We start from the raw sequence: 22,358 nt of genomic DNA, 5'->3' as shown, positions 1-22,358 counted from the left end.
ACCCGGTTTCGATACGCGTGACAGCAAACCAAGTGGGAACATGACGAGTCGAACCGAATACGAAGCGTGTCGTCCGCTGGTGCCTCTTGCATGTCGCCCGGGCGCGCTGTTACGACAGGGAGACTGCAAATGAAGAAAAACCTCTTGCCACTCGTCATGACGGGGGCAGTGACGCTCGTCACCCTCGCCGCACTGCCTGAAGTGGCGTCGGCGCAGGCGAGTCAGGCCGTCATCAACTCACCGGCCAATGTGCGGGCAGGCCCCGCCAGCGACTATCCGATCGTCTCGCAGGCCGGGCCCGGCATGCCGGTCACCGTCTACGGCTGTTTGTCCGATTACACGTGGTGCGACATCGGCTTGCCCGGCTCGCGCGGCTGGATTTACGCGGCGCTGCTGAGCTATCCGTATCAGGGCAGCCCGGTGCCGGTGCTCAACTACGGCACGATGATCGGGCTGCCGATCATCACCTTCTCCATCGGCGCGTACTGGGGCAACTATTACCGTGGTCGCCCGTGGTACCACGATCAGCGCTACTGGAACCGCCCGCCGCCGCGCCCACGTCCGCCGCATTGGGGTGGCGGACCGGGACCGCGCCCGCCGGGCGGTCATTACCCGGGCCCGGGACCCCGTCCGCCAGGACATGGCGCAGGCCCCGGCCCTCGCCCGCCGGGTCACGGTGCAGGCCCAGGTCCGCGTCCTCCCGGTCACGGCGCGGGTCCGGGGCCGGGTCGTCCGCCCGGACATGGCGCAGGCCCCGGCCCGCGTCCCCCGAGTGGCGGTGGCGGACACGGTCCGCGCCCGCCGGGTGGCGGCAGTGGTGGACACGGCGGCGGCGGTGGGCACGGTGGTGGTAACGGTGGTGGCCATGGCGGAGGCGGTGGACGCCCGGGTGGCGACCGCTAATCCCGATGCCTGTCGAGGGGGCACGCTGGCACTCGGAGTACGTGACCCCAATTCAGCAGACGCTGCACGCGTTTTGGGAAAAACGCTTAAAATGTGGGCATTGTCGGCCAGGCGGAGGCGCCAATCAGGCGCCCATGGCCGACCCGCAGGACAGCGAGCCCTCGCCCGTTCGACGCCCCGGCGTCGAAGTGCGCAGCCAGCGCATCGGGCATCCGTCACATTGCAGACCACTTAGCAGATCTCTCTCAGACGTGCCGTCGCGACCTCGTATCGCGACGCTCACGTCAGTCCGGCAAGATCCTCCGTAAGTCTCGATCGTGTTCCCCCCGCCCCCACGGGCGTGCATCGGCGTTGCTCGCGTCTCCTGCGGCCAGTCCGTCAGGCATGGGAACGAGCGGCCACAAGCCCAGGGTGCCCTTGCAGCCAGGTCGCGGGACAACGTTGCCCGCGGGAATTCTCCATGGCGCGCGTCAGGCGTGCGCCAGAGACACACGTTGCAGGAACCTTTTGCAGGTCATGAGTCTTTTTCGAACCAAAAACATCGAGAACATGCTGGCGGCTAGCCGCACCGGCAGTCTCCGCAAGGTGCTCGGCCCCGTCGATCTCGTCCTGATGGGCATCGGTGCCATCATCGGCACCGGCATCTTCGTGCTCACGGGCACCGGCGCACTCACGGCCGGCCCCGCCCTCACCCTCTCGTTCGTCATCGCGGCCACGGCCTGCGGCTTTGCCGCGCTTTGCTACGCCGAGTTCGCCTCCACGATTCCCGTTTCCGGCTCGATCTACACGTACAGTTACGCCACGCTCGGCGAAATCGTCGCGTGGATCATCGGCTGGGACTTGATGCTGGAGTACGGTCTGGCGTCGTCGGCTGTGTCGGTCGGCTGGTCGGGCTACTTCCAGTCGCTGGCCGCAGGCTTCGGCTTGCATCTGCCCGCCGTCATCACTGCCGCCCCAGGCAGCGTGCCGGGCGTGACCACGTTCATCAACCTGCCCGCCGTCGTGATCATGCTGCTCATTACGTGGGTGCTGTCGTACGGCGTGCGCGAATCGGCACGCATCAACAACCTGATGGTTGCGATCAAGATCGGCGTGGTGCTGCTCTTCATCGCCGTGGGCGTGTGGCACGTCAAGCCGGCCAACTGGACGCCGTTCATGCCGTTCGGCACCAGCGGCATGTTCAATGCCGCCGCGCTCGTGTTCTTCGCCTTCATCGGTTTCGACGCGGTGACTTCGGCTGCGGAAGAAGTGCGTAACCCGGGCCGCGACTTGCCGATCGGCATCATCGGCTCGCTGATCGTGTGCACGCTGCTGTATGTGGCCGTCGCCGCGATCATGACCGGCATCGTGCCGTTCGCGCAGTTCGCCGGCGTCGATCACCCGGTGTCGCTGGCACTGCAATACGCCGGTCAGAACTGGGTTGCGGGCTTCGTCGATCTGGGCGCGATTCTCGGTATGACGACCGTGATTCTGGTGATGACCTACGGCCAGACCCGCATCACCTACGCGATGTCGCGCGACGGCCTGCTGCCGCCGATGCTCTCGCGCATTCACCCCACCCACAAGACGCCGTTCGCGGGCACCTGGATCATCGGTGTGGTGTTTGCCGTGATTGCCGGTTTCGTGCCGCTGGGCGTGCTGGCCGAGTTGATCAATATCGGCACGCTGTCGGCATTCGCGCTCGTCTCGGTGGCTGTGCTCGTGCTGCGCCGCACGCATCCGGATCTGCCGCGTGCGTTCCGTGTGCCGGGTGCGCCGGTGGTGCCGCTGATCTCGGCAGGCTTGTGCCTGTTCCTGATGGCGCACCTGCAAGCGGCGACGTGGATTGCTTTCGTCGTGTGGCTCGCCATCGGCATGGTGATCTACTTCACCTACGCGCGCCGCAACGCCCTGCTGCACAAGCACGGCGACAAGCCTGCCCAGCCGTAACTGCGATAACAGCCGCAATTGTCGGCCCTGTTGTAACGCCCTCTCTACCGACTTCCCCGTCTCCCGCCGTTGCGCGGGAGCGCGTATAGTCCGGCACAGGCCCTGCCGCACACACCATCGTGCAGCGGGGCCGTCCGCCCTTACGGCGGTTCTGCAAGTCGCTCGCTCGTGTTTTCCGTTGTCCGCTAACTACAAAGCACCCACAAAAGGATCAAGAACATGCGTCGTTACGTCCTGCTCGCGGCCGTGCCTGCCGCTTTCGCTGCCGGTTTCCTCTCGTCCCACCTGATGCCGAACGCCTCGGCACAAGCCGCGGCCCCCGCCCCGCTGACGGCGCAGATCATCGACGTCGGTGCCATGACCGACGAACAGATCGGCAAGCTCGTACCCAATGTCGGCACGCTGCGCTCGCGCACACTCGTGGCCACAACCAACGGTACCGTCGCCGTGCAAAGCGGCAACGTGCCGCGCCACACGCATCAGGAAGCCGACGAGATTCAATACGTCATCGCCGGCAGCGGCACGTTCTGGCTGGGCGACCAGCAGCGCGAAGTGCACCCGGGCGATCTCATCATCATTCCGCGCGGTACCGTCCACGCCGGGTCGCAAAACACCAGCGGCGAGTTCAAAGTGCTCGCAATCAAGCTGCCGCCGCAGGCACCGAACGACATTCAGTTCGTGAAGTGATTTAGACCCTAGGCTAGCGCCGCTTGGCGGCGGCGCAGCCCGATCAACGTCAGCTCGGCGAACACCAGCACGGTGACGATCTGCACCCCGATGAACGCCACGCCTAGCACGTTCGGCGCGATCCAGTCCGACGCCAGCAACACGCCGCAATCGAACGCCCAAATCACATTGATGGCGATAACCGTCCACGCCGCCCCGGCGGGCAACGTGGTACGCCGCACCAGCCAAACAAGGGCAGCACCGTAGACAAGTAGTACAAGCCCGGTCAAGCGCAGGCCGTCGGCGGGCAGATCCAGCAGGGCCGCCAGCGGGGCTGCCGCGAGCACTTGCAACAGCCCGACGGCACCGCTGACGAACGCGTCTGCAAGCATCACACGGGCAAGAAATGCGGAACGAGAAGAAGTAAGTGCCGAGTCGTGGCGCGAAGCCTCGAGCGAAGACTGACGGGATGACATCATGATGACCTCCATCGAAGTGGGACCGATCCGGACGACGCGCCTTGGGCGGCGTTGTTCAGGATGACGAGACATCGGGTCTCGCTGACTGCCATCTTCGTGATTGCCCGACGTGCCGTCGATTACCTGCGAGGTAATGGCGACCCACCATCCAGCCGCTATCATCCGCTTCATGACAACACCTGCTATCGGAACCCTGCTGCGCGACTGGCGTCAGCGCCGGCGCATGAGCCAGCTCGATCTCGCGCTAGAAGCCGAGATATCGACGCGCCATCTGAGCTTTGTGGAGACAGGCCGCGCACAACCCAGCCGCGACATGCTCCTGCATCTTGCGCAAGCGCTCGACATTCCCCTGCGCGAGCGCAACGCCCTACTCGTAGCGGCGGGCTTCGCCCCCCGCTTCGAGGCGCGCGCCTTCGACGCGCCCGACATGGCCGTCGCTCGCGAAGCGGTACAACGGGTACTCGATGCTCACGAGCCGTATCCGGCGCTGGCGGTCGACCGGCATTGGACGCTGCTCGCGGCAAATCGAGCGGTCATGCCGCTGCTCGCCGGTGTCGACCCCTCGCTACTGAGCGGCGCCGTCAACGTGCTGCGCTTGTCGCTGCACCCGGACGGCCTCGCACCCCGCATTGCCAATCTGCCCGAATGGCGCGCGCACCTGCTGCACCGCCTGCGTCAGCAAATTCACGCGAGCGGCGACGCCACGCTGGGCGAGTTGTATGAGGAATTGAAGGCCTACCCTGTGGAGGAGCGCGGACCGGCACCTGCGGTGCCGCCAACGGCGAGCATCTTCGTGCCGATGCAATTGCGCACGAACGATGGCCTACTGTCGTTCTTCAGCACGACGACAGTGTTCGGCACGCCCGTAGACGTGACGCTCGCCGAGTTGGCCCTAGAAGCGTTCTACCCCGCCGACGAAGCGACGGGCCGACACATGCGCGCGATGGTGTTGTGACGCCGAAGCCTGGCGGCGAAAGTCAGCCGAAGTTGCGGTTGAACCACACGATGCCGTACCCAATGGCGAACATCGTGAGCAGCAACGGTACCGAGATGCGCAGGACCTGAATGGCGAGCGGGCGCGGCGGCAAATCCTCGTCCTCGGGCATACGGTCCGCCTCGCGCAGCGCGCCGGTACACAGCGCCGCCGCAACTGCACTCGCGAACACCCAGAAGGTCTGGTTATAGAGCAGCGCGACAAGCAACAACGTCAACGCGACGTTGCGGCCGTGGTAGATCAGATTGACGGTATTGCGAAAGGCTTGCGGCGACATGTCGGTGTGGCGTGGGGGCCGCCAAGCGGCCCCTGCGCAAAAGTTCTAGTTATGTGACGTCATCCCGTGCTGCCGTGCACGCGGCACCGGGCAAAACAGAGCCCTCGAAAGCTCAGCGAAGCATAACGAGACTTAACGGCCAGTGCTACCGCAGTCTTTAACATCTGCCCGAATTACCCGCTTCATCGGCCCCTGTCGATGGCCTCATCGATCGTGCTCGCTTCGCGTGTCATCGGCTTGCGCAAAGCGCCATGTCCGCTGCCATATGAATGCGGTATTCTCCCTCGCATGACCGATCGCGCCCCCGCCCCCAACGACTCCCCCGCCCCGTCTGGCACCGCCGAGCGCCAGCCCGAGCGCGCCGTCTATGTCATCGTGGCGCATCCACGATGGCGCGACTCCCGCGTGAACCGCCGGCTGCTCGACGCCGCGCGCAGCATCGCGGGCGTCGACGTCAACGACCTTTATTCGACCTACCCCGACTTCAGCATCGACGTGGCCGCCGAGCAGCGGCGCGTTGCCCGCGCCGACATGATCGTGCTGGTGCACCCGATCTACTGGTACAGCATGCCGCCGTTGCAAAAGCTCTGGTTCGACGAGGTGCTTACGTGGGGCTGGGCCTATGGACACGACGGTCACGCGCTCGCGCAAAAAGACCTGTGGCTCGTACCGAGCACCGGCGGCCCGCAGGCGAGCTACCGCGTCGAGGGTTATAACCAGCACGAATTTGCCGACTTTCTACCGGCCTACGAGCAGACGGCGCGTCTTTGCGGCATGCGCTTCCTGCCGCCGCACGTGTTCTTCGGCGCACGGCGCAGCGACGACGCGGCGCTCGACGCGCACGTGAGCGAATTCGCTGGCCGGCTGGCCACCTACCCGCAATGGCCCGAACTCATCACGATGGACGCCGCCCCCGAGTGCAGCGACATTCCCGACAGCGACCGCCCGCGTTGCCCGCCGGACGCCTTACCGGGCCCGGCATCGGCCACCGATCCCGAACCACCCGCCAATGACGCGAGCGCTCGCCCCGGGAGGGCCGTCTGATGGAACACGTCCCGTCGTGGCTGCTCGCCAGCCTCATCTATCTCTCCGCCGCCGTTATCGTCGTGCCGCTTTCCCGTGCACTGGGTCTGGGCGCGATCATCGGCTACCTCGCTGCGGGCATTGCCATCGGTCCGTGGGGGCTGGGGCTCGTCTCGCGTGTGGAAGATGTGCTGCACTTCGCCGAGTTCGGCGTCGTGCTCATGCTGTTTCTCGTCGGTCTCGAATTGGAGCCGAAGCGGCTGTGGAACCTGCGACGCCCCATCTTCGGCTGGGGATCGGCGCAAGTCATCGGCTGCGCGGTACTGCTCTTCGGCGTGGGTGTCGCCCTCGGCGCGCCATGGCGCATTGCACTCGTTGCCGCCCTCGGTCTTGCGTTGTCGTCGACCGCCATTGCCTTGCAGGTGATGGCCGAGCGCAACCTGCTAGGCACCCCCAGCGGACAAGCCGGGTTCTCGATTTTGCTGTTTCAGGACGTGGCAGCTATCCCGATTCTAGCGCTGCTGCCGCTGCTCGCCAACTCGGTCGATAGCCATGCACTGACCGGCACCGAGCGCGCCCTTGAGGCGCTGAAGATCGTCGGCGTGATTGCCGCCATCATCCTTGGTGGACGACTGGCGTTGCGCCCGTTGCTGCGCTGGATCGCCAACAGCAAGACGCCGGAGATCTTCACCGCGGCCGCGCTTTTGCTCGTCGTCGCCATTGCCGCGCTGATGCAGTGGGTGGGACTGTCGATGGCATTGGGCGCGTTCCTCGCCGGGGTGCTGCTCGCAGAAAGCGAATATCGCCGCGAGCTCGAAACCGACATCGAACCGTTCAAGGGCTTGCTGCTCGGGCTGTTCTTCATTGCCGTGGGCATGAGCATCGACTTCGGCGTGCTGTTCGCGCAACCGTTGCGCATGCTCGCCGTCGTGGTCGGCTTCATGGCGGTGAAGGGCTTTGCGATCTATGGGCTGTCGCGCCTGATGAAGCTGCCGTATCAGGAGCGGCCGATCTTCACGCTGCTGCTCGCGCAAGGCGGCGAATTCGCCTTCGTGGTGTTCCAGTCGGCGGGGCCGCAAGTCTTGCCGCCTGCCGTGTCGTCGTTCCTGATTGGTGCGGTCGCCCTCTCGATGCTGATCTCGCCGCTGCTGCTCGTGGCGATCGATAAATGGCTGTTGCCGCGCTATAGCCTCAAGGGCTCGCCGCGCATGGAAGAGATTGCCGAGCCGCAGACGGCCAGCGTGGTGATTTGCGGCTTTGGCCGCTACGGTCAGATCGTGGGCCGCGCGCTCGTGCCGCAGGGGGTCTCGGTGACCGTGCTCGATCATGATCCGGACACCATCGAGAGCCTTCGGCAAATTGGCTTCCGGGTCTTCTACGGCGACGCCACACGGCTCGATCTGTTGCGCATCGCTGGCGTCGCGAATGCGCGCGCGGTCGTGGTCGCGGTCGACGATGTCGATCAGTCGCTCGAGATCGTGGATCTGCTGCGTGAGCACTTCCCGGACGTGCCAATCGTCGCGCGGGCGCGCAACGTGGGGCATCTGTTCCAGTTACGCGATCGTGGCGTGAAGCACATCGAGCGGGAAGTGTTCGAGTCGTCGTTGCGCAGCGCACGTTCGGTACTGGAAGAACTGGGCTGGCCGGCGGCGGAAGCCCGCGAGGCGACGATGGCATTCCGGCGCGGCAACATCAAGCTGACCGACGAGATGTATCCCTTCTATCAGGACCGCAACAAGATGATTGCCAAGTCCAAGGAAGGTCGCCGCCAGTTCGAAGAACAGATGACGCGCGAGCGCGAACAGCGCAAAGCGCAGCGTCAGGTCACGTTCGGATGGGATGGCGATAAGGCGCCCGACATCACCCCTACGCCGGTGCAAACGCAGACACCTACGCAAGAAAAAACAACCGGGCAGTAGCGCCTCATGGCGCACCGCCCGGTGCGTCTTCGTGCAGTCGAACCGCTTAGTCGAACGGCTTGAAATGCCCGTCTGCCGGCACCTTCGCGTCGGTGCGCAGACGCTCTTCCGCGTCGCTGCCAGCCAACCCGCGATAGTAGAGATGCACAGCGATCGCCGCCGAATAGCGGCGAATTTCCACCAGCGTGAGGAAGGCGTGCGTGGCCGACGTGAACATCAGATACGGCGACTCCTCTTCGATGAGGCCCGCGACCTGATGCAAGCCGTGGCGGTGCAGTACGTCGGCGAGTTCATCGCGGCTGCGGTGCGTGACGGCGTCGGTGGCCGGGTACATCATGCGCAGCAGTACGAGCGGATGTTCAGCACACGCCAGCGACAGCGCCTGCACAACGGCGTGGCTATCGAGTGCCGTGGCGACGGCTTCACCTTCGGGACGATGCTGCGGGAAGAGCTGCTCAAGGGTCAACGTCATGATGAGTCCAGTGCAAAGAAGCTGAAAAACAGCGACAGCGGGCTCACCAGTCTAGTGAGCCCTTGACTCAGGATAAACGCTGTCGAGCGATAACGCGCGTTGCGTCAAACGAAACAATTACAGCATATTTCAAGCGCTCCTCCCGCTCGGTTTTGTCCCACTTCAGTCCCTCTTTCGTCTCCCCCGCGCCTAATTCCAGTACACCTGCAACTTCCTTCGGCACTTCGCAATTACGTAGTTTTACGTTATGTCTGCGCCCAGAGACGCGTGCGACAATGCGCCGATTAACATGTTAACTATAAGGAAGAGGCAACTGTGGTTAAGCGTATTTCCCGTTTCTTTACGCAGGTCGTGCATCGTTTTTTGCCTGATCCGCTCATCTTCGCCATCTTTCTTACCATCATCACTTTCGCGCTCGCGTTGGGTTTCACGCCCAAGACGCCGGGCGATCTGGTCCTGCTGTGGGGGTCCGGTTTCTGGAATCTGCTCGCGTTCTCGATGCAGATGGCGATGATTCTCGTCACTGGCCACGCACTCGCCAGCTCTGCCCCGATGAAGCGCGCGATGGCCGCCCTCGCCAGTTCGGCGCGATCGCCCGCACAAGCCACCATGATGGTGGCGCTGCTCGCGGGCATTGCCTGCGCGATCAACTGGGGTTTCGGTCTAGTGCTGGGTGCGATGTTTGCGCGTGAAGTTGCGCGTCGCGTGAAAGGCACCGACTACCGTTTGCTCGTCGCTTGCGCCTACATGGGCTTCCTGACGTGGCACGGCGGGTTGTCCGGCTCGGTACCGTTGGTGGCCGCCACGCATGGCAATCCGATGGAGAAAGTGGTTGGCCTGATTCCCGTCTCGCAAACCCTCTTCACGGGCTACAACGCGTTCATCACGATCGGTTTGATCGTGATGCTGCCGCTGCTTGCGCGGGCGATGATGCCGCGCCCGAACGAAGTCGTGTCCGTCGATCCGAAGCTGCTGATCGATGAACCCACGCACGAGCGCGTGCTCGGGCCTGATGCCACGTTGGCCGAGAAGCTGGAAGAAAGCCGTCTGCTCTCGCTGCTCGTCTTTGCGTTGATCGCGGCTTATCTGATCGTTCGCTCGGTCACGAAGGGCTTTACGCTCGACATCGACACCGTGAACATCGCGTTCCTCGGCATCGGTATCTTGCTGCACAAGACGCCGATGGCGTATGCACGCGCGGTCGCCAATGCGGCGCGTGGAGCGTCGGGCATCATGATTCAGTTTCCGTTCTACGCGGGCATTCAAGCCACGATGGATCACTCGGGGTTGGCAGGTGTCATCACGAATTGGTTCATTGAAATCGCCAACGTGCACACGTTCCCGTTGCTCGCCTTCCTGAGCTCGGCGGTCATCAACTTCGCCGTGCCGTCGGGCGGTGGTCACTGGGTGGTGCAAGGCCCGTTCGTCATGCCGGCCGCGCAAGCGCTCGGTGCCGACATGGGCAAGGCCGCTATGGCCATTGCGTACGGCGAGGCTTGGACGAACATGGCGCAGCCGTTCTGGGCATTGCCCGCATTGGCCATTGCGGGCCTGGGCGTGCGCGACATCATGGGTTATTGCGTGACGGCGCTGCTGTTTTCCGGCGTAATCTTCATCGCCGGAATGTACTTGTTTTAAAGGGGTTTAGCGCAGCATTCGCGCGCCGCGAACCCACCATTCTGGGCGGCGCGCGCCTATCGCTTGATGGTATGATTTTTGCGAACGCAGATATGACCGATACCTCATGCGATATCCCGAGCAGATGTCCGACACGCAGGCGGCGGCCGTAGCCGCTGCCGACCATGTCATGCGCCATTGGCAATACGATGTCGATGGCGCAATGGCAATTGGTTCGGACTCCCACAAGCAGATGTTCTGCCGCATGCTGCTTGAGTCTCACAACCCCTACAAACCCGCCGTCATCGACTGGCCTCAGCTTCCGCCCGACGCCCTCAAACGGCTCACCGCACTGCCCATCTGGGACATCGCTGTGCAAACCGAGGGGCGTGCCTCCATTCGCGTGGCGACCTACGCCGCGACCGTTCAAGACCTGCTGTTACGCGAAGCGATCGCGATGGACGGCGACGAAGAAGCGCGCCACAAAGTCGTGCTATCGAAGCTGGTGAAAGCCCATGGCATCACGCTTGCCCCCGAGCCTGCCTACCCGCCGCCCAACGATCCCGAATGGGCATGGATGAAAACGGGCTTCAGCGAGTGCATCGACAGCTTTATCGCGTTCGGTCTATTCCGTTCGGCGCAGCGCTCCGGCTACTTCCCCAGCGCCCTGGTCGAAACGTTCGAACCTGTCATTCAGGAAGAAGCGCGTCATATCCTGTTCTTTGCCAACTGGCTGGCTTGGCATCGCCACAACCTACCGTTCTGGAAACGCCCATGGTTTTACACGCGCGTCGCCGCCATATGGGTCGTGTTGATTTGGGAGCGCGTGGCCATGGCGCGCGGCATCGACACCGATGGCGTGGCACACGATGCGAACTTCCTTGCCACAGGCACCGCCGAGATCGGCGAGTCGCTCAAGCCGCGCGATCTGATTGCGCTGTGTCTCGAGGAAGACGCGCGCCGCATGGATGGCTACGACAAGCGCCTGCTGCGCCCGACGTTCGTGCCGAAGCTTGCGCGGCTGGCGCTGCGATTTATGAAGGCATGAGTTCAGCGCAGCGCTTCGCCAACCCGGTTGTCACAACGAAAAAAGCCGTTCCCTCGGGAACGGCTTTTTCTTACCTGCTGCGAGCCCTACCGGCAGATCAGCTGCCTTCGCTCACATTCAGTTCGCCGGCAGCGCGAGCGCGGGCGAGTTCTTGCTTGACGTCAGCGCGCGAAACGCTCGGGCCTTGCGACACGACGATCGGGTAGTCCACGTCGTTTTGTGCCATCAGACCTTCAGCGCGGGCTTGCGCCAGTTCGCTCTTCACTTCGACGCGGCTCTTGGCCGGACCCGAAGCGACATACACCGGATAGTCGGCGTCGCCTTGCGGGATCAGACCGTTAGCACGGGCTTGTGCCAGATCGGCGATCACAGCAGCGCGCGTCAGCGGGGCACCTTGCGAAGCAACATCCGGGTAGTTGTTACCGTTTTCGACAGCGTAGCTGGAAGCGGCACCGAACGAAGCGGCAGCGGCGATAAGGGCGATTGCGATGTTCTTGCGGTTCATGTTTGAAAACTCCTGTCAGTTGCGACGGCTTTGTTTTGTTAAAGCGCCGTCGATGGAAGGAAGTCTAGAACTCGCAAATGCAATGAAAAACGCGATATTTGTCCACGAACTATTGCGTGTTTCGATGAGAATCGCATGCCCGATATTGGTGCAAACCCTGAGAAACCGCACCCAGCAACGATCGCCGGGCACGGTGACTCGCTCAGTCGGCCAACGACGCCCCCAAGGCATCCAGCAAAAATTGCGTACCGCGCTCACGCGAACCGGCATCGTCGTACCCGTCGAGAAACGCGCCTTGCTCGGTCATCACCAATTGCGTGCCGCCGTCATGGGCGCGTAGCTCGATGGTCGCGAGCGACGCCGAAATCTTGCGGGTATCGAGGTGCATCTCATAGGCGTAGACCAGACGCGTGTCGGGGATCACGTCGTAGTAGAGCGCATCGAACGTCGAGACCATGCCACTCCCCCAGCGCCCTTTCGAATGCTCGCGGCCGCCCGGGCGCACATCCATCGAACGCTCCACTTGGGTAAAGCCCGGGCCGCCGCCAAACCATTTGTCCTTGGCTTCGCGCACCGTCAGGGCACGGAACACCCGTGCGGGCGAGGCCGCGTATTGGCGTTCGAGGCGAAACGTGGCGTGCACCACCGAGCGGTTCGACGGCGCGGCGGCGTCGACATCGAAGCGCGTGACTTCGCGGCCGAGCTTGTCGAGGGTTTGCGCCCAACCTTGGCTGGCGCCCGCAGGCATCCACGCGAAGGCCGGATCGAGCACGGTGTAGCGCTGCTCGACTTCCAGTCGCGTGCCGTCGCTCACGTTGGCAAAACCCGCCGTCGTGTGCGCGCGAAACAGCGCGTGCCCGGCAGCATCGGTCACATCCATCTCGATCACCAACCGCACCGGCGCGTCGACTTCGGTGAAATGCCCGCGAATCCAATGCGACTCGCCTTCCGGCGACTGCATCCGCAGTTCGAAAACGCCGCCGACTCGCGCATCGACGCGCGCCTCGGGCACCGTGTACCCCGTCGGACAGAACCACCGCTTGACCGCGTCCGTCGTCGTCCAGGCCCGAAACACCGCGTCACAGGTGGCCGGATAAGTGCGGCCAATTGTCAGCGGGCGTGGTTGTTCTGCTGCATCACTTGCCGTGTTCATCAATGCCTCCTTCGGGCGGCAGGCTGGCCAGATACTCGCCCAACCGGTCGAGATGGCCCTCCCACTCATGTCGGCGCTGATTGATCCATCGCTCCGCAAGACTCAGCGCCTGAGGTTCGATCCGGCACGTTCGCACGCGACCGGCCTTTTCCGTTCGCACCAGCCCTGCGCTCTCGAGCACAGCAAGGTGCTGCATGACCGCCTGTAGCGACATCGCTAGCGGCTGCGCCAACGCACTCACCGACGCCGGCCCCTGCGCCAGGCGTACGAGCATCGCGCGCCGGGAAGTGTCGGCCAGCGCCTGAAACGTCAAATCGAGGGTGTTGTCATGGTCAAGCATGTGCTTGAGTATAGTGGCGAAAAATAGTTAAGCAAGAACTTTAGTATCAAGTCCTTGCTTAACGATGGATCGGGTGGATCGGGTCAGGTGATGATGTGATGCTCGCCGCGCTCACGCAGCTTGGCGGTGTGCTGGCGGTGCAGAATTTCGCGCAGCGACTGCTCGGTGGTATCGGACATGGCGTCGAGCGCCAAATCGTTAGGCTCCAGCCCGAACGGCTCTTCGATCTCGGCACTGACCGCTTCGAGGGCGAAGAAGGTGTACGAGATGAACGCCACGATGACGGGCGTCATCGCTCCGATGGAGTCGACCAGACCGAACGGCAGCAGCACGCTGTAGAGATACGTCACGCGGTGCAGGATCACGCCGTAGGTGAACGGAATCGGCGTCGAGGCAATGCGCTCGCAGCCGCCGATGGCTTCACCCAGCCGGTCGAGGTGCATTTCCATGACCTGCGCGAGTGGCGCCTCGATTTGCCCCTTGAGTCGGCGCTCACGCAGCCACTCCCCGGCCATCAGCAGGATGGTGATCGGCTTGAATTGCTTGCGCATCAGGCATTTCACGTCTTCCGGGCTGAGCAGCCGTTCGAAGTCGGCGCGCGGGTCGGTGCCGCGCAGTTGATGGCGCATGCCGTGCACGAACGCAATCAGGTAGGCCACGAAGCGCGGCGAATCCGACGTGTCGGAGACGAGCGTCATCGATTGACGAGCCAGCGCACGCGTCTCGTTGAGCACACTGCCCCAAAGCACGCGGGCTTCCCAATAACGGGCATAGCTCGTGGTATTGCGAAAACCGAGAAAAATGGCGAGCGTGATACCGATCAGCGAGAACGGCACGAAGGTCAGCGGAATCTTCCACTCGAACACGCGACCATGCGCCAGCGTGACGACGATCGAAATGATGGTCGTGAAGATGAGCTGCGTGGCGATCTTGGGCACGATCGAACCGCGCACGACGAATAGCATGCGCAGCCAATGCAGATTGGGACGGACGATCATGGCGAAATTAACGCTCGCAAGCGCTCAGAACAGGCGGTGGGGGAGCCGATTCGCGGGCATCATACGCCGCTGCCCCGCCTCCGGCAACGATTTCCGGCAATTTCTGTGCCCCCCGGGAAACCGCGGCCCCACATTGCTACGGCTGAAATGGTTGCAACCGTTTGCAACAACGCTACCCGCCGCAGAATCGGCTCGCGAGAATGCAACTGCGCCGTCTTGGCGTGTACAAGTGCTCAATAACGATCATGAATCCACATCGCACTCAGGGTAAGTCTCGCGGCCTGGCCGCTCTCGCACTGGTCGCCGGTCTTGCCGGCGTGGTAGGCAGTCTGTCGGGCTGCGTTGTCGAGCCGCCCCGCCCCGCGCCCGCTACGCGCGTGGTGGTTGAGCAAGACCCGCACACCGTCGCCGTACAGCGCCGCGAGCAGATCGACCGTCGCATCTCAAACGAGTCGCACGACATCGACAACCACGTGAACCAAGGCTATTACCCGCCGCCGCGTGGCTACGAGCTGCATCGCCGACTTGACGCCATTGCGCAAGAAGCGCGCGATATGGGCGCACAGCATGGCGGTGGCTTGTCGGCAGACGAGCAGCGCGCCCTCAATCAAGAACTCGATCAACTGCATCGCATGATCGCTGGCTGAGCGGCAACGCCTGCACGCCGCTAAAAAAACGCCCGGTGGCCGTGAAGCCATCGGGCGTTTTGTTGTTCGTATCACCGTTCGAACGCGCTTACTTCACATCCAGCGCCTGCGCCAACGTCACCGGGTCTTGGAAGATACTCGAGAAATCGAGCGCTCCATGACCATTGGCGCGATGCACTTCGAAGATGCGCCGTGCCAGATCGCCCAGCGGCGTCGCCACGTCACTGGTAGCAGCCGCCCCGTGCGCAAGGCGCAGGTCTTTTGCCATCAGATCCGTCGCAAACCCGCCGGTGTAGCCGCGCGACGACGCCGCGTTCTCCATTACGCCCGGACACGGGTTATAGACTTCCAGCGTCCAGTTACGCCCGGAACTTGCCTGCATCACCGCCGAGAGCACCTTCGGATCGAGCCCGTTGGCAATCCCTAAGCGCAACGCTTCGCTAGTCCCTGCCATCAAGATGCCGAGCAGCATGTTGTTGCACAGCTTGAGCGTCTGCCCTGCCCCGAGTGCACCGCCGTGATGAATGGCGCGCCCCATGTTGGAGAGCAAGGGCCGCATGCGCTCGACCAACGCCGCATCGCCGCCGACCATAAACGTTAGCGTGCCCGCCGCCGCGCCCGCCGTTCCGCCCGAAACCGGCGCGTCGAGCAACGCCGTGCCGGGACGTGCGAGCTTCGCGAGTTGGCGCGGAATCTCCGGCGGCACGGTGCTGCTGTCGATCAGCACCGCATCGGGTGCTGCGTTCGCCAGCACACCATCCGGGCCATCGTAGGCCGCCAGCACATGCTCGCCAGCGGGCAGCATGGTGATGACCACCTGTGCGTCGCGCACCGCATCGGCAATCGACTTGGCCGCCTGACCGCCTCCGGCGGCGAGCCGGTCCACGGCTGCACCGGAGAGGTCGAAGCCGCGCACGGTATGTCCGGCTTTGACCAGATTTGCCGCCATCGGGCCGCCCATATTGCCCAGACCGATGAACGCGACGCGCCATGTGGGCTGAGATGTCGTTTCCGTAGCCATCGTCATATCTCCCGAGAGTGGGTGCGCGCCTTACTTCAGCGTGATCGTCGTGTTCACACCGGCGGGGCCGGTACCGCGGGCTTGCCAACGTGCGGTGACCGTCTTCGTTTGCGTCCAGAAGAGCACCGCCTGCTTGCCGTTCGGCCCCAGATCGCCGAGCTTCGATCCGCGCGAACCGGTGAAGCTAAACCACGCCACAGGCACCGGAATCGGCAGATTGATACCCACTTGCCCGACGTCGATCTCGTTCTGGAACTGACGTGCCGCGCCGCCATCCTGCGTGAACAGCGCCACGCCGTTGCCGTTCGGATTCGCATTGACGAAGGTGATGGCTTCATCGAGCGTGTCGACACCGGTCATGCACAGCACCGGCCCGAAGATTTCGTCGCGATAGATCGACATATCGGCGTTCACGCCGTCGAAGATGGTCGGGCCGACGAAGTTGCCTTCCGGCGCTTCCTTCACCGTGTGACCGCGCCCGTCGAGCAGCAATTTCGCGCCCTCTTCCACACCGGCGCCAATCAATTTCTCGATACGCGCGCGGGCTTGCTTCGAGACCACCGGGCCGAGGTCGGCACGGCGATCGGTGCCCGGACCGACCTTGAGCGCACGTGCGCGTTCGACCAGTTCCGGCACCCATTCGCGGGCCTCGCCCACGAGCACCGCCACCGACGTGGCCATGCAGCGTTGACCTGCCGCGCCGAAGGCCGCGCCGAGCAGATGGTTGATCGCTTGTTCGCGATCGGCATCCGGCAGGATCACGCAGTGGTTCTTCGCGCCCATCATCGCCTGACAACGCTTGCCGGCTTCCGATGCGCGACGGTAGATATGCGTGCCGACATGCGTGGAACCGATGAACGACACCGCCTTGATGTCCGGGTGATCGCAAATCGCATTGGCGATATCCGGACCACCGTGCACGACGTTGAGCACGCCCGGGGGCAGACCGGCTTCGAGCGCCAACTCGGCCAGACGCAGCGACGCGCTCGGGTCTTGTTCCGACGGCTTGAGGACGAACGTATTACCGGTGGCCACTGCCAACGGGAACATGAAACACGGCAGCATCACGGGGAAGTTGAACGCGGTGATACCGGCGCACACGCCCAGCGGCTCGATCAGCGTGTAGACGTCGACGCCACCCGCTGCGTTTTGCGCGTATTCGCCCAGTTGCAGCGAGGCAATCGAACACGCGTGCTCGACGACTTCCAGACCACGCCCCACTTCGCCTTCGGCGTCGGGCAGCGTCTTGCCATGCTCACGCGTAATCAGTTCGGCGAGTTCGCCCGTGTGATCACGCAGCAGTTGTTGAAAGCGCAGCATCACGCGCATGCGCGACGCCTGCGACGTGGCACGCCACGTTTTGTAAGCGGCCTTCGACGATGCGACGGCAGCGTTGAGTTCCTCGGTCGTGGCAAACGGCACGCGTGCAATCACTTCCTGCGTGGCAGGGTTCACGACGTCGCGCCACTGCGACGACTTCGATTCAACGCGCTTGCCGTCGATGAGCAGCGGAATAGTAGGCAGGGACATGACACGCTCTCCAGTTCGAAACGAATGCAAAGTTCAGGAAGGACGGGCTACGAGCGAGAACGCCCACAGCGCCGCCGATAACTCAAAGATAGGCAATCGGCGCGAGGCCGTTGCCACGCATTTATCGTGCCGCCGCCGTCGTCTTCACGAGCGGGCAGGTCGACTTCGACAACGGTTGGAACGCTTCGGTGGCGGGCACCGTGGCGACCGTGGTGTAGTAGTCCCACGGGCCTTTCGACTCGGCGGGCGACTTCACGCGGAACAGATACATGTCGTGAATCACGCGACCGTCCGGGCGGATCGATGCGTTGTGCATGATCGGATCGCGAATCGGCAGTTCACGCATCTTTTGCGCAACCACCTTGGCATCGACGCTCTTGGTCGCCGCCACGGCGCGCAGGTAATGCAGCACGCTCGAATACACGCCCGCTTGCACCATCGTCGGCTTCAGATCCTTGTACTTCTTCTGGAAGCGCGCCGACCATGTGCGCGACGCATCGTCGAAGTCCCAGTAGAAGCCGTCGGTAAACATCAGCCCTTGCGCGGTATTCAGTCCCAGCGCATGCACATCCGAGAGGAACACCAGCAGTGCGGCGAGCTTCTGCCCGCGTTGCACGATGCCGAATTCGCGGGCCTGTTTGAGCACATTGACGGTGTCTTGCCCGCCATTGGCGAGCGCGACCACTTCCGCCTTCGAGCTTTGCGCCGAGAGCAGGAACGATGCGTAATCCGAGGCATTGAGCGGGTGACGCGACTGGCCCACCACCGTGCCGCCCAGTGCCTTCACGTTGTCGGCGGCGTCTTTCTCGAGCGAGTGACCGAAGGCGTAGTCGACGGTGATGAAGTACCACGTCTTGCCGCCGTTCTTGACCATCGCGCGGGCCGTTGCGGCCGATTGCGAATACGTGTCGAACATCCAGTGGAAACCGGTCGGCGAGCAGTCTTCGTTCGTCAGACGGGTGGTGGCCGGACCGGAGAACAGCGCGATGCGCTGCTTGTCCATGGCGATCTTCTGCACGGCGAGCGCCGCCGCAGAGTTGGTCAGGTCGGCAATGGCGTCGACGTTATCGCGGTCGAACCATTCGCGCGCCTTGTTGGCGGCAACATCCGCCTTGTTTTGATTGTCGGCCGAGACCAGATCGATCTTCATGCCCTTGCATTCGGCGGCCAGACAGTCGTCGATGGCCATTTGCGCGGCCACCACCGACCCTGCCCCGCCCATCGCCGAATACGTGCCCGACATGTCGGTGAGCACGCCCACCTTCACCGGACGGTCCGGCAACTGCGCCATGCTGCCCACCGACGCCATCCCCAAGCCCGCACCGAATCCCAGCGCGAGCAGCCACGGCTTGATCTTCATTGCTTTGTCTCCTGGTTTTTATCTTGCGTCGCTGTCGTCTATGCGCAGCGCTCATGAATTGTATTTGTGCGAATTTGCTTTACATAGCACATAGCTGCATCTACTTTGTGCATAAATGCACATAGGAGACGGCGCCCATGGTGACCCGCAAGCACGCAACCGCCGCGTCCATCGCAGGCGTGGAGCCGCGCCCCGACTGGGACGATCTTCGATATTTTCTTGAGGTAGCGCGCACCCAGCGCGTGAGTGCTGCGGCGCTGCGGCTGGGCGTCGATCACACGACGGTCTCGCGCCGCGTGCGGGCGCTGGAGCAATCGCTCGGCACCTTGTTGTTCGACAAATCGCGCAATGCGGGCTTTGCCCTCACACCGGAAGGCCAGCAATTGCTCGTGCATGCCGAGCAGATGGAAACCACGCTGCAATCGGCATGCGAACAGGTGGCAGGTCTGGGGCAAACGCTCTCGGGTCACGTGCGCATCGGTTCGACGGAAGCCTTCGGCACCTACTTCGTCACGCCCGTGCTAGCGCACTTTCAGCGCGAGTACCCGGCGATTCAACTCGACGTGCTGCCCGTGCCGCGCTTCGTGAGTTTGTCCAAACGCGAAGCCGACATCGCCATCACCATCGAGCGGCCGCAGCGCGGACCGTATGTGTGCAGCAAGCTGTGCGACTACCGGTTGCAGTTGTACGCGACGCCCAGTTATCTCGCGCAATACGGCGATGTGGAAGCGTTCGCGGATTTGCGCGGCCGTCGCTTCATCAGCTATGTCGACGAACTGTCGTTCAGTAATGAACTGCGCTATCTGGAAGACGTGGTGCCGGGCTGCGACGTGGTGATGCGCAGCACCAGCGTCATTGCACAGTATCAGGCGGCGTTACAGGGCGAGGCGCTCGCGATCCTGCCTTGCTTCATGGCCGCGCAGGACACGCGGCTCGTGCCGTTGCTCGCGGGCGAGGTGGTCGTCACGCGCAGCTTCTGGATCTATTGCCATGAGGAATTGCGCACGCTCAAGCGCATCACCACGTTGTGGGACTACCTGCGTGATGCGGCGCAGCGCAATGAAGCGCTATTGCAAGGTACTGCGGGGAAGCTCGTGCAGGCTTGACCTTATAAATCGCGAATCTTGCGCTGCTCGTTGTTGATCACCACTGGCACGGCGGCGCGCATCGCTTCGACGAAACGCAGTAAGCGCGCCGGATAGTGCTTCGCGTAGGGATAGATGAGATTCATCGGCAACGCCGTCGAGCGCCATTGCGGCACCAGTTGAATCAAGCGGCCTTGCGCCACGTCTTCCGCCATCACCCACGCCGAACTCACCCCCACACCCAGCCCGCGCAATGCGGCACTGCGCAATACGTACAAGCTGTCGGTACTCATGCGCGCGTCGAATGTCACCTTCGTGCGCTCGCCGGTCGTCTTGTGCGTGAGCGTGATGTCGTTGCGATAGAACGTGGTGAGCGCCAGCCACGGCATCTGCGCCAGATCTTGCGGATGCGCGGGCATGGGCCGGTCTTGCAGCAATTCGGGCGAGGCGACGACGATGCGCGGGACATCGGTCAAGGTGATCGCCACGTTCGACGGATCGCGCAGCTCGCCCACGTGAATCGCGCAATCGATGCCTTCCGCGATGAAATCCGGTTCGCGGTCAGACAAGAACCAATGCACCTTGATGCCCGCGTAGCGTTCGAGAAAGCTGACAAGCGGCGCCACGAGCAATTCCTGACCAAACGCATGGGGTGCCAATACGCGCAGTGTGCCTTCGGGTTCTTCGCCCGTGCCACGCAAGTCGGCTTCGAACGCCTCCCAACTCGCCACAAGCTCCTTTGCACGGGCGAAGCACCGCTCCCCGTCTTCGGTGAGCTTCATCTGGTGGGTGGAGCGTTGCAGCAGTCGCAGCCCGAGCGATCGCTCGAGCATTTGCAGACGGCGGCTGACGGTCGGCTGTGTGGTCCCCATTAGGGTCGCGGCCGCTGACAGGCTGCCCGCTTCGACAATGCGCACGAAGGTCTGCATGAGCTCGACGCGGTCGGCCCCGCTGCCCTTCGGGGCCGGGGTATCCATAGGGACGCTGGGCAAATTTGCCGATTCCGTAGCTTTGGTCATACGTCACACGTATAAAGGTTCTACGGATTATAGGTCTACCGTTGCACCGCACCAAGCGAGACACTACGCCCCGTACTGTGTCCTCACTGGAGCAACACACATGAGTTCCGCCCAACTTTCGAATGCCACCCCGTCAGACGTCCGGCCTCAACCGGAACTGTCGGCGAGGTTGATCCTGTTACTTGCCGCCGGCGCCGGTTTGACGGTGGCCTCGCTGTACTACGCCCAGCCGATGCTCGGCATCATGACCGACGACATCCACGCGGCCAACACGACCGTAGGCTGGGTGCCGACGCTCACACAACTGGGCTACGCGCTCGGCATCTTGCTGCTGGTGCCGCTGGGCGACCGCTTCGACCGTCGCCGTATCGTGCTGATCAAGGGTGCCGCTCTGGCGTTGGCGCTGCTCGTTACCGCCGTGGCACCGGGCATCGGCACGCTGCTGGTCGCGAGCCTCGCCATCGGGCTGACGGCCACCATGGCGCAGGACATCGTGCCCGCTGCCGCCGCCCTCGCCCCCGAGTCGATTCGCGGACGCGTGGTCGGCACCGTGATGACCGGTCTGCTGATGGGCATCTTGCTCTCGCGGGTGATTTCGGGGTTTGTCGCGCAGAACTTCGGCTGGCGTGCGATGTACGTCGTCGCGGCGATCAGCGTGGCCGGGTTCGGTGTGGTGGCATGGCGCGGCCTGCCGACGTTCCATCCGACCACGCAGATGACCTATCGCCAACTGCTCGGCTCGGTGATCGGTCTTTGGCGTAAGCATTCGGCACTGCGCCGTGCCGCGCTCGCACAGGGCTTGCTCTCGGTGGCATTCAGCGCGTTCTGGTCGACGCTGGCCGTCATGCTTCACGAAGCGCCGTTCCATCTGGGTGCGGCGGCAGCGGGGGCGTTCGGTCTGGCCGGTGCCGCAGGGGCACTCGGTGCGCCGCTGGCCGGGCGTATTGCCGACAAGAAGGGGCCGCAGGTGGTCACGCGTCTCGGTGCGGCGCTGGTGGCGGTATCGTTCGCGGCGATGCTGTTTGTGCCGCTGCTTAGTGCCCATGCGCAGTTGTGGCTGATCGGGCTGGCCGCCGTTGGCTTCGATTTGGGTGTGCAGGTGGCGCTGGTCTCGCATCAGACCATCGTATACGGCATCGAGCCGCCCGCGCGCAGCCGTCTCAATGCGGTGCTCTTCGTCGGCGTGTTCATCGGTATGTCGGTCGGTGCAGCGCTCGGCGCCCAAGCATTGGCGCATTGGGGCTGGACCGGTGTCTCGTCGCTGGCAACGCTCGCCGCCCTTGGCGCGCTGGCAGTGCGTATGTGGCCGGGTACAACTGTGGCCGATTGAGTTGGTCCACGAGCGCCGGTTTGCTTAGACAGTTAAGCGGCGA

Annotated in this window: 22 protein-coding genes; 11 read left to right on the top strand and 11 right to left on the bottom strand. The window is 63.5% G+C overall.

All coding sequences use genetic code 11. The annotated features are described in order from the left end of the window. Positions 1–129 precede the first annotated feature (129 nt). The 3 genes from ACPWR9_RS17790 (at position 130) to ACPWR9_RS17780 (ending at position 3,519) form a co-directional block, all read left to right on the top strand. Positions 130–903, top strand: a complete 774-nt coding sequence (locus tag ACPWR9_RS17790; RefSeq protein WP_426299779.1) for an SH3 domain-containing protein — start codon at positions 130–132, stop codon at positions 901–903. A 516-nt stretch (positions 904–1,419) separates the two neighbouring features. Next, on the top strand, positions 1,420–2,832 hold the full coding sequence (locus ACPWR9_RS17785; RefSeq protein ID WP_426299777.1) for an amino acid permease: 1,413 nt from the start codon (positions 1,420–1,422) through the stop codon (positions 2,830–2,832). 219 nt (positions 2,833–3,051) lie between these two features. Continuing rightward, positions 3,052–3,519: a cupin domain-containing protein gene (locus tag ACPWR9_RS17780; protein ID WP_426299775.1), complete on the top strand. Its 468-nt coding sequence runs from the start codon at positions 3,052–3,054 to the stop codon at positions 3,517–3,519. Positions 3,520–3,527: 8 nt separating this feature from the next. On the opposite strand, the gene ACPWR9_RS17775 is transcribed toward ACPWR9_RS17780, so the two are convergent. After that, the gene (locus ACPWR9_RS17775) at positions 3,528–3,977 is read right to left on the bottom strand and encodes a hypothetical protein (RefSeq protein ID WP_426299773.1); all 450 of its coding nucleotides are present in this window, start codon (positions 3,975–3,977) and stop codon (positions 3,528–3,530) included. 169 nt (positions 3,978–4,146) lie between these two features. On the opposite strand from ACPWR9_RS17775, the gene ACPWR9_RS17770 reads away from it, so the two are divergent. Beyond that, positions 4,147–4,932: a helix-turn-helix domain-containing protein gene (locus ACPWR9_RS17770; protein WP_426299771.1), complete on the top strand. Its 786-nt coding sequence runs from the start codon at positions 4,147–4,149 to the stop codon at positions 4,930–4,932. A 22-nt stretch (positions 4,933–4,954) separates the two neighbouring features. Here ACPWR9_RS17770 and ACPWR9_RS17765 read toward each other — a convergent pair whose 3' ends face one another. Continuing rightward, positions 4,955–5,248: a hypothetical protein gene (locus tag ACPWR9_RS17765; RefSeq protein ID WP_426299769.1), complete on the bottom strand. Its 294-nt coding sequence runs from the start codon at positions 5,246–5,248 to the stop codon at positions 4,955–4,957. A 288-nt stretch (positions 5,249–5,536) separates the two neighbouring features. On the opposite strand from ACPWR9_RS17765, the gene ACPWR9_RS17760 reads away from it, so the two are divergent. Then, complete coding sequence (locus ACPWR9_RS17760; protein ID WP_426299767.1) at positions 5,537–6,292, top strand: NAD(P)H-dependent oxidoreductase; 756 nt, start codon at positions 5,537–5,539, stop codon at positions 6,290–6,292. Continuing rightward, the gene (kefC, locus tag ACPWR9_RS17755; protein ID WP_426299765.1) at positions 6,292–8,190 is read left to right on the top strand and encodes a glutathione-regulated potassium-efflux system protein KefC; all 1,899 of its coding nucleotides are present in this window, start codon (positions 6,292–6,294) and stop codon (positions 8,188–8,190) included. The genes ACPWR9_RS17760 and kefC overlap by 1 nt, the downstream gene beginning before the upstream one ends. A 46-nt stretch (positions 8,191–8,236) precedes the next feature. Here the strand turns inward: kefC and ACPWR9_RS17750 are convergent, their stop codons facing one another. Beyond that, a complete protein-coding gene (locus tag ACPWR9_RS17750) occupies positions 8,237–8,662 on the bottom strand; it encodes a hypothetical protein (protein ID WP_150680863.1) in 426 nt (141 codons plus the stop codon). A 315-nt stretch (positions 8,663–8,977) separates the two neighbouring features. On the opposite strand from ACPWR9_RS17750, the gene ACPWR9_RS17745 reads away from it, so the two are divergent. Then, positions 8,978–10,300 carry a TIGR00366 family protein gene (locus tag ACPWR9_RS17745; RefSeq protein ID WP_426299763.1) on the top strand — a complete coding sequence of 441 codons (1,323 nt, stop codon included), beginning with the start codon at positions 8,978–8,980 and terminating at the stop codon, positions 10,298–10,300. Positions 10,301–10,424: 124 nt separating this feature from the next. Continuing rightward, complete coding sequence (locus ACPWR9_RS17740) at positions 10,425–11,327, top strand: ferritin-like domain-containing protein (protein WP_426299953.1); 903 nt, start codon at positions 10,425–10,427, stop codon at positions 11,325–11,327. Between the two features lie 97 nt (positions 11,328–11,424). Here ACPWR9_RS17740 and ACPWR9_RS17735 read toward each other — a convergent pair whose 3' ends face one another. From ACPWR9_RS17735 to ACPWR9_RS17720, 4 genes are all read right to left on the bottom strand, one after another. After that, positions 11,425–11,832: a DUF4148 domain-containing protein gene (locus ACPWR9_RS17735; protein ID WP_426299761.1), complete on the bottom strand. Its 408-nt coding sequence runs from the start codon at positions 11,830–11,832 to the stop codon at positions 11,425–11,427. A gap of 202 nt (positions 11,833–12,034) precedes the next feature. Continuing rightward, positions 12,035–12,985: an SRPBCC family protein gene (locus tag ACPWR9_RS17730; RefSeq protein ID WP_426299759.1), complete on the bottom strand. Its 951-nt coding sequence runs from the start codon at positions 12,983–12,985 to the stop codon at positions 12,035–12,037. Then, entirely contained in the window at positions 12,969–13,325 is a 357-nt protein-coding gene (locus ACPWR9_RS17725) for an ArsR/SmtB family transcription factor (protein WP_426299757.1), read from the bottom strand. Before ACPWR9_RS17725 ends, ACPWR9_RS17730 begins: the two co-directional genes overlap by 17 nt. Before the next feature lie 83 nt (positions 13,326–13,408). After that, positions 13,409–14,323, bottom strand: a complete 915-nt coding sequence (locus ACPWR9_RS17720) for a bestrophin family protein (protein ID WP_426299755.1) — start codon at positions 14,321–14,323, stop codon at positions 13,409–13,411. 245 nt (positions 14,324–14,568) lie between these two features. Here ACPWR9_RS17720 and ACPWR9_RS17715 point away from each other — a divergent pair, with 245 nt between their 5' ends. Then, positions 14,569–14,970 (top strand): hypothetical protein, encoded by a 402-nt coding sequence (locus tag ACPWR9_RS17715; protein WP_426299753.1) that lies wholly within the window; start codon positions 14,569–14,571, stop codon positions 14,968–14,970. Between the two features lie 88 nt (positions 14,971–15,058). On the opposite strand, the gene mmsB is transcribed toward ACPWR9_RS17715, so the two are convergent. The 3 genes from mmsB to ACPWR9_RS17700 form a co-directional block, all read right to left on the bottom strand. After that, the gene (mmsB, locus tag ACPWR9_RS17710) at positions 15,059–15,991 is read right to left on the bottom strand and encodes a 3-hydroxyisobutyrate dehydrogenase (protein ID WP_426299751.1); all 933 of its coding nucleotides are present in this window, start codon (positions 15,989–15,991) and stop codon (positions 15,059–15,061) included. A 30-nt stretch (positions 15,992–16,021) separates the two neighbouring features. Beyond that, positions 16,022–17,521: a CoA-acylating methylmalonate-semialdehyde dehydrogenase gene (locus tag ACPWR9_RS17705; RefSeq protein WP_426299749.1), complete on the bottom strand. Its 1,500-nt coding sequence runs from the start codon at positions 17,519–17,521 to the stop codon at positions 16,022–16,024. A 121-nt stretch (positions 17,522–17,642) separates the two neighbouring features. Further along, a complete protein-coding gene (locus ACPWR9_RS17700) occupies positions 17,643–18,881 on the bottom strand; it encodes an ABC transporter substrate-binding protein (RefSeq protein WP_426299747.1) in 1,239 nt (412 codons plus the stop codon). 137 nt (positions 18,882–19,018) lie between these two features. Between ACPWR9_RS17700 and ACPWR9_RS17695 the strand changes: the two genes are divergently transcribed. Beyond that, on the top strand, positions 19,019–19,987 hold the full coding sequence (locus ACPWR9_RS17695) for a LysR family transcriptional regulator (RefSeq protein ID WP_426299745.1): 969 nt from the start codon (positions 19,019–19,021) through the stop codon (positions 19,985–19,987). A gap of 2 nt (positions 19,988–19,989) precedes the next feature. Here ACPWR9_RS17695 and ACPWR9_RS17690 read toward each other — a convergent pair whose 3' ends face one another. Further along, a complete protein-coding gene (locus ACPWR9_RS17690; RefSeq protein WP_426299743.1) occupies positions 19,990–20,943 on the bottom strand; it encodes a LysR family transcriptional regulator in 954 nt (317 codons plus the stop codon). A gap of 142 nt (positions 20,944–21,085) precedes the next feature. On the opposite strand from ACPWR9_RS17690, the gene ACPWR9_RS17685 reads away from it, so the two are divergent. After that, on the top strand, positions 21,086–22,315 hold the full coding sequence (locus ACPWR9_RS17685; protein WP_426299741.1) for an MFS transporter: 1,230 nt from the start codon (positions 21,086–21,088) through the stop codon (positions 22,313–22,315). Positions 22,316–22,358 lie beyond the last annotated feature (43 nt).

The sequence above is a fragment of the Pandoraea pneumonica genome, from assembly GCF_049918595.1.
In the GTDB taxonomy this organism is placed as follows: Bacteria; Pseudomonadota; Gammaproteobacteria; order Burkholderiales; family Burkholderiaceae; genus Pandoraea; species Pandoraea pneumonica_A.
This window is presented reverse-complemented; position numbering and strand designations above follow the sequence as displayed.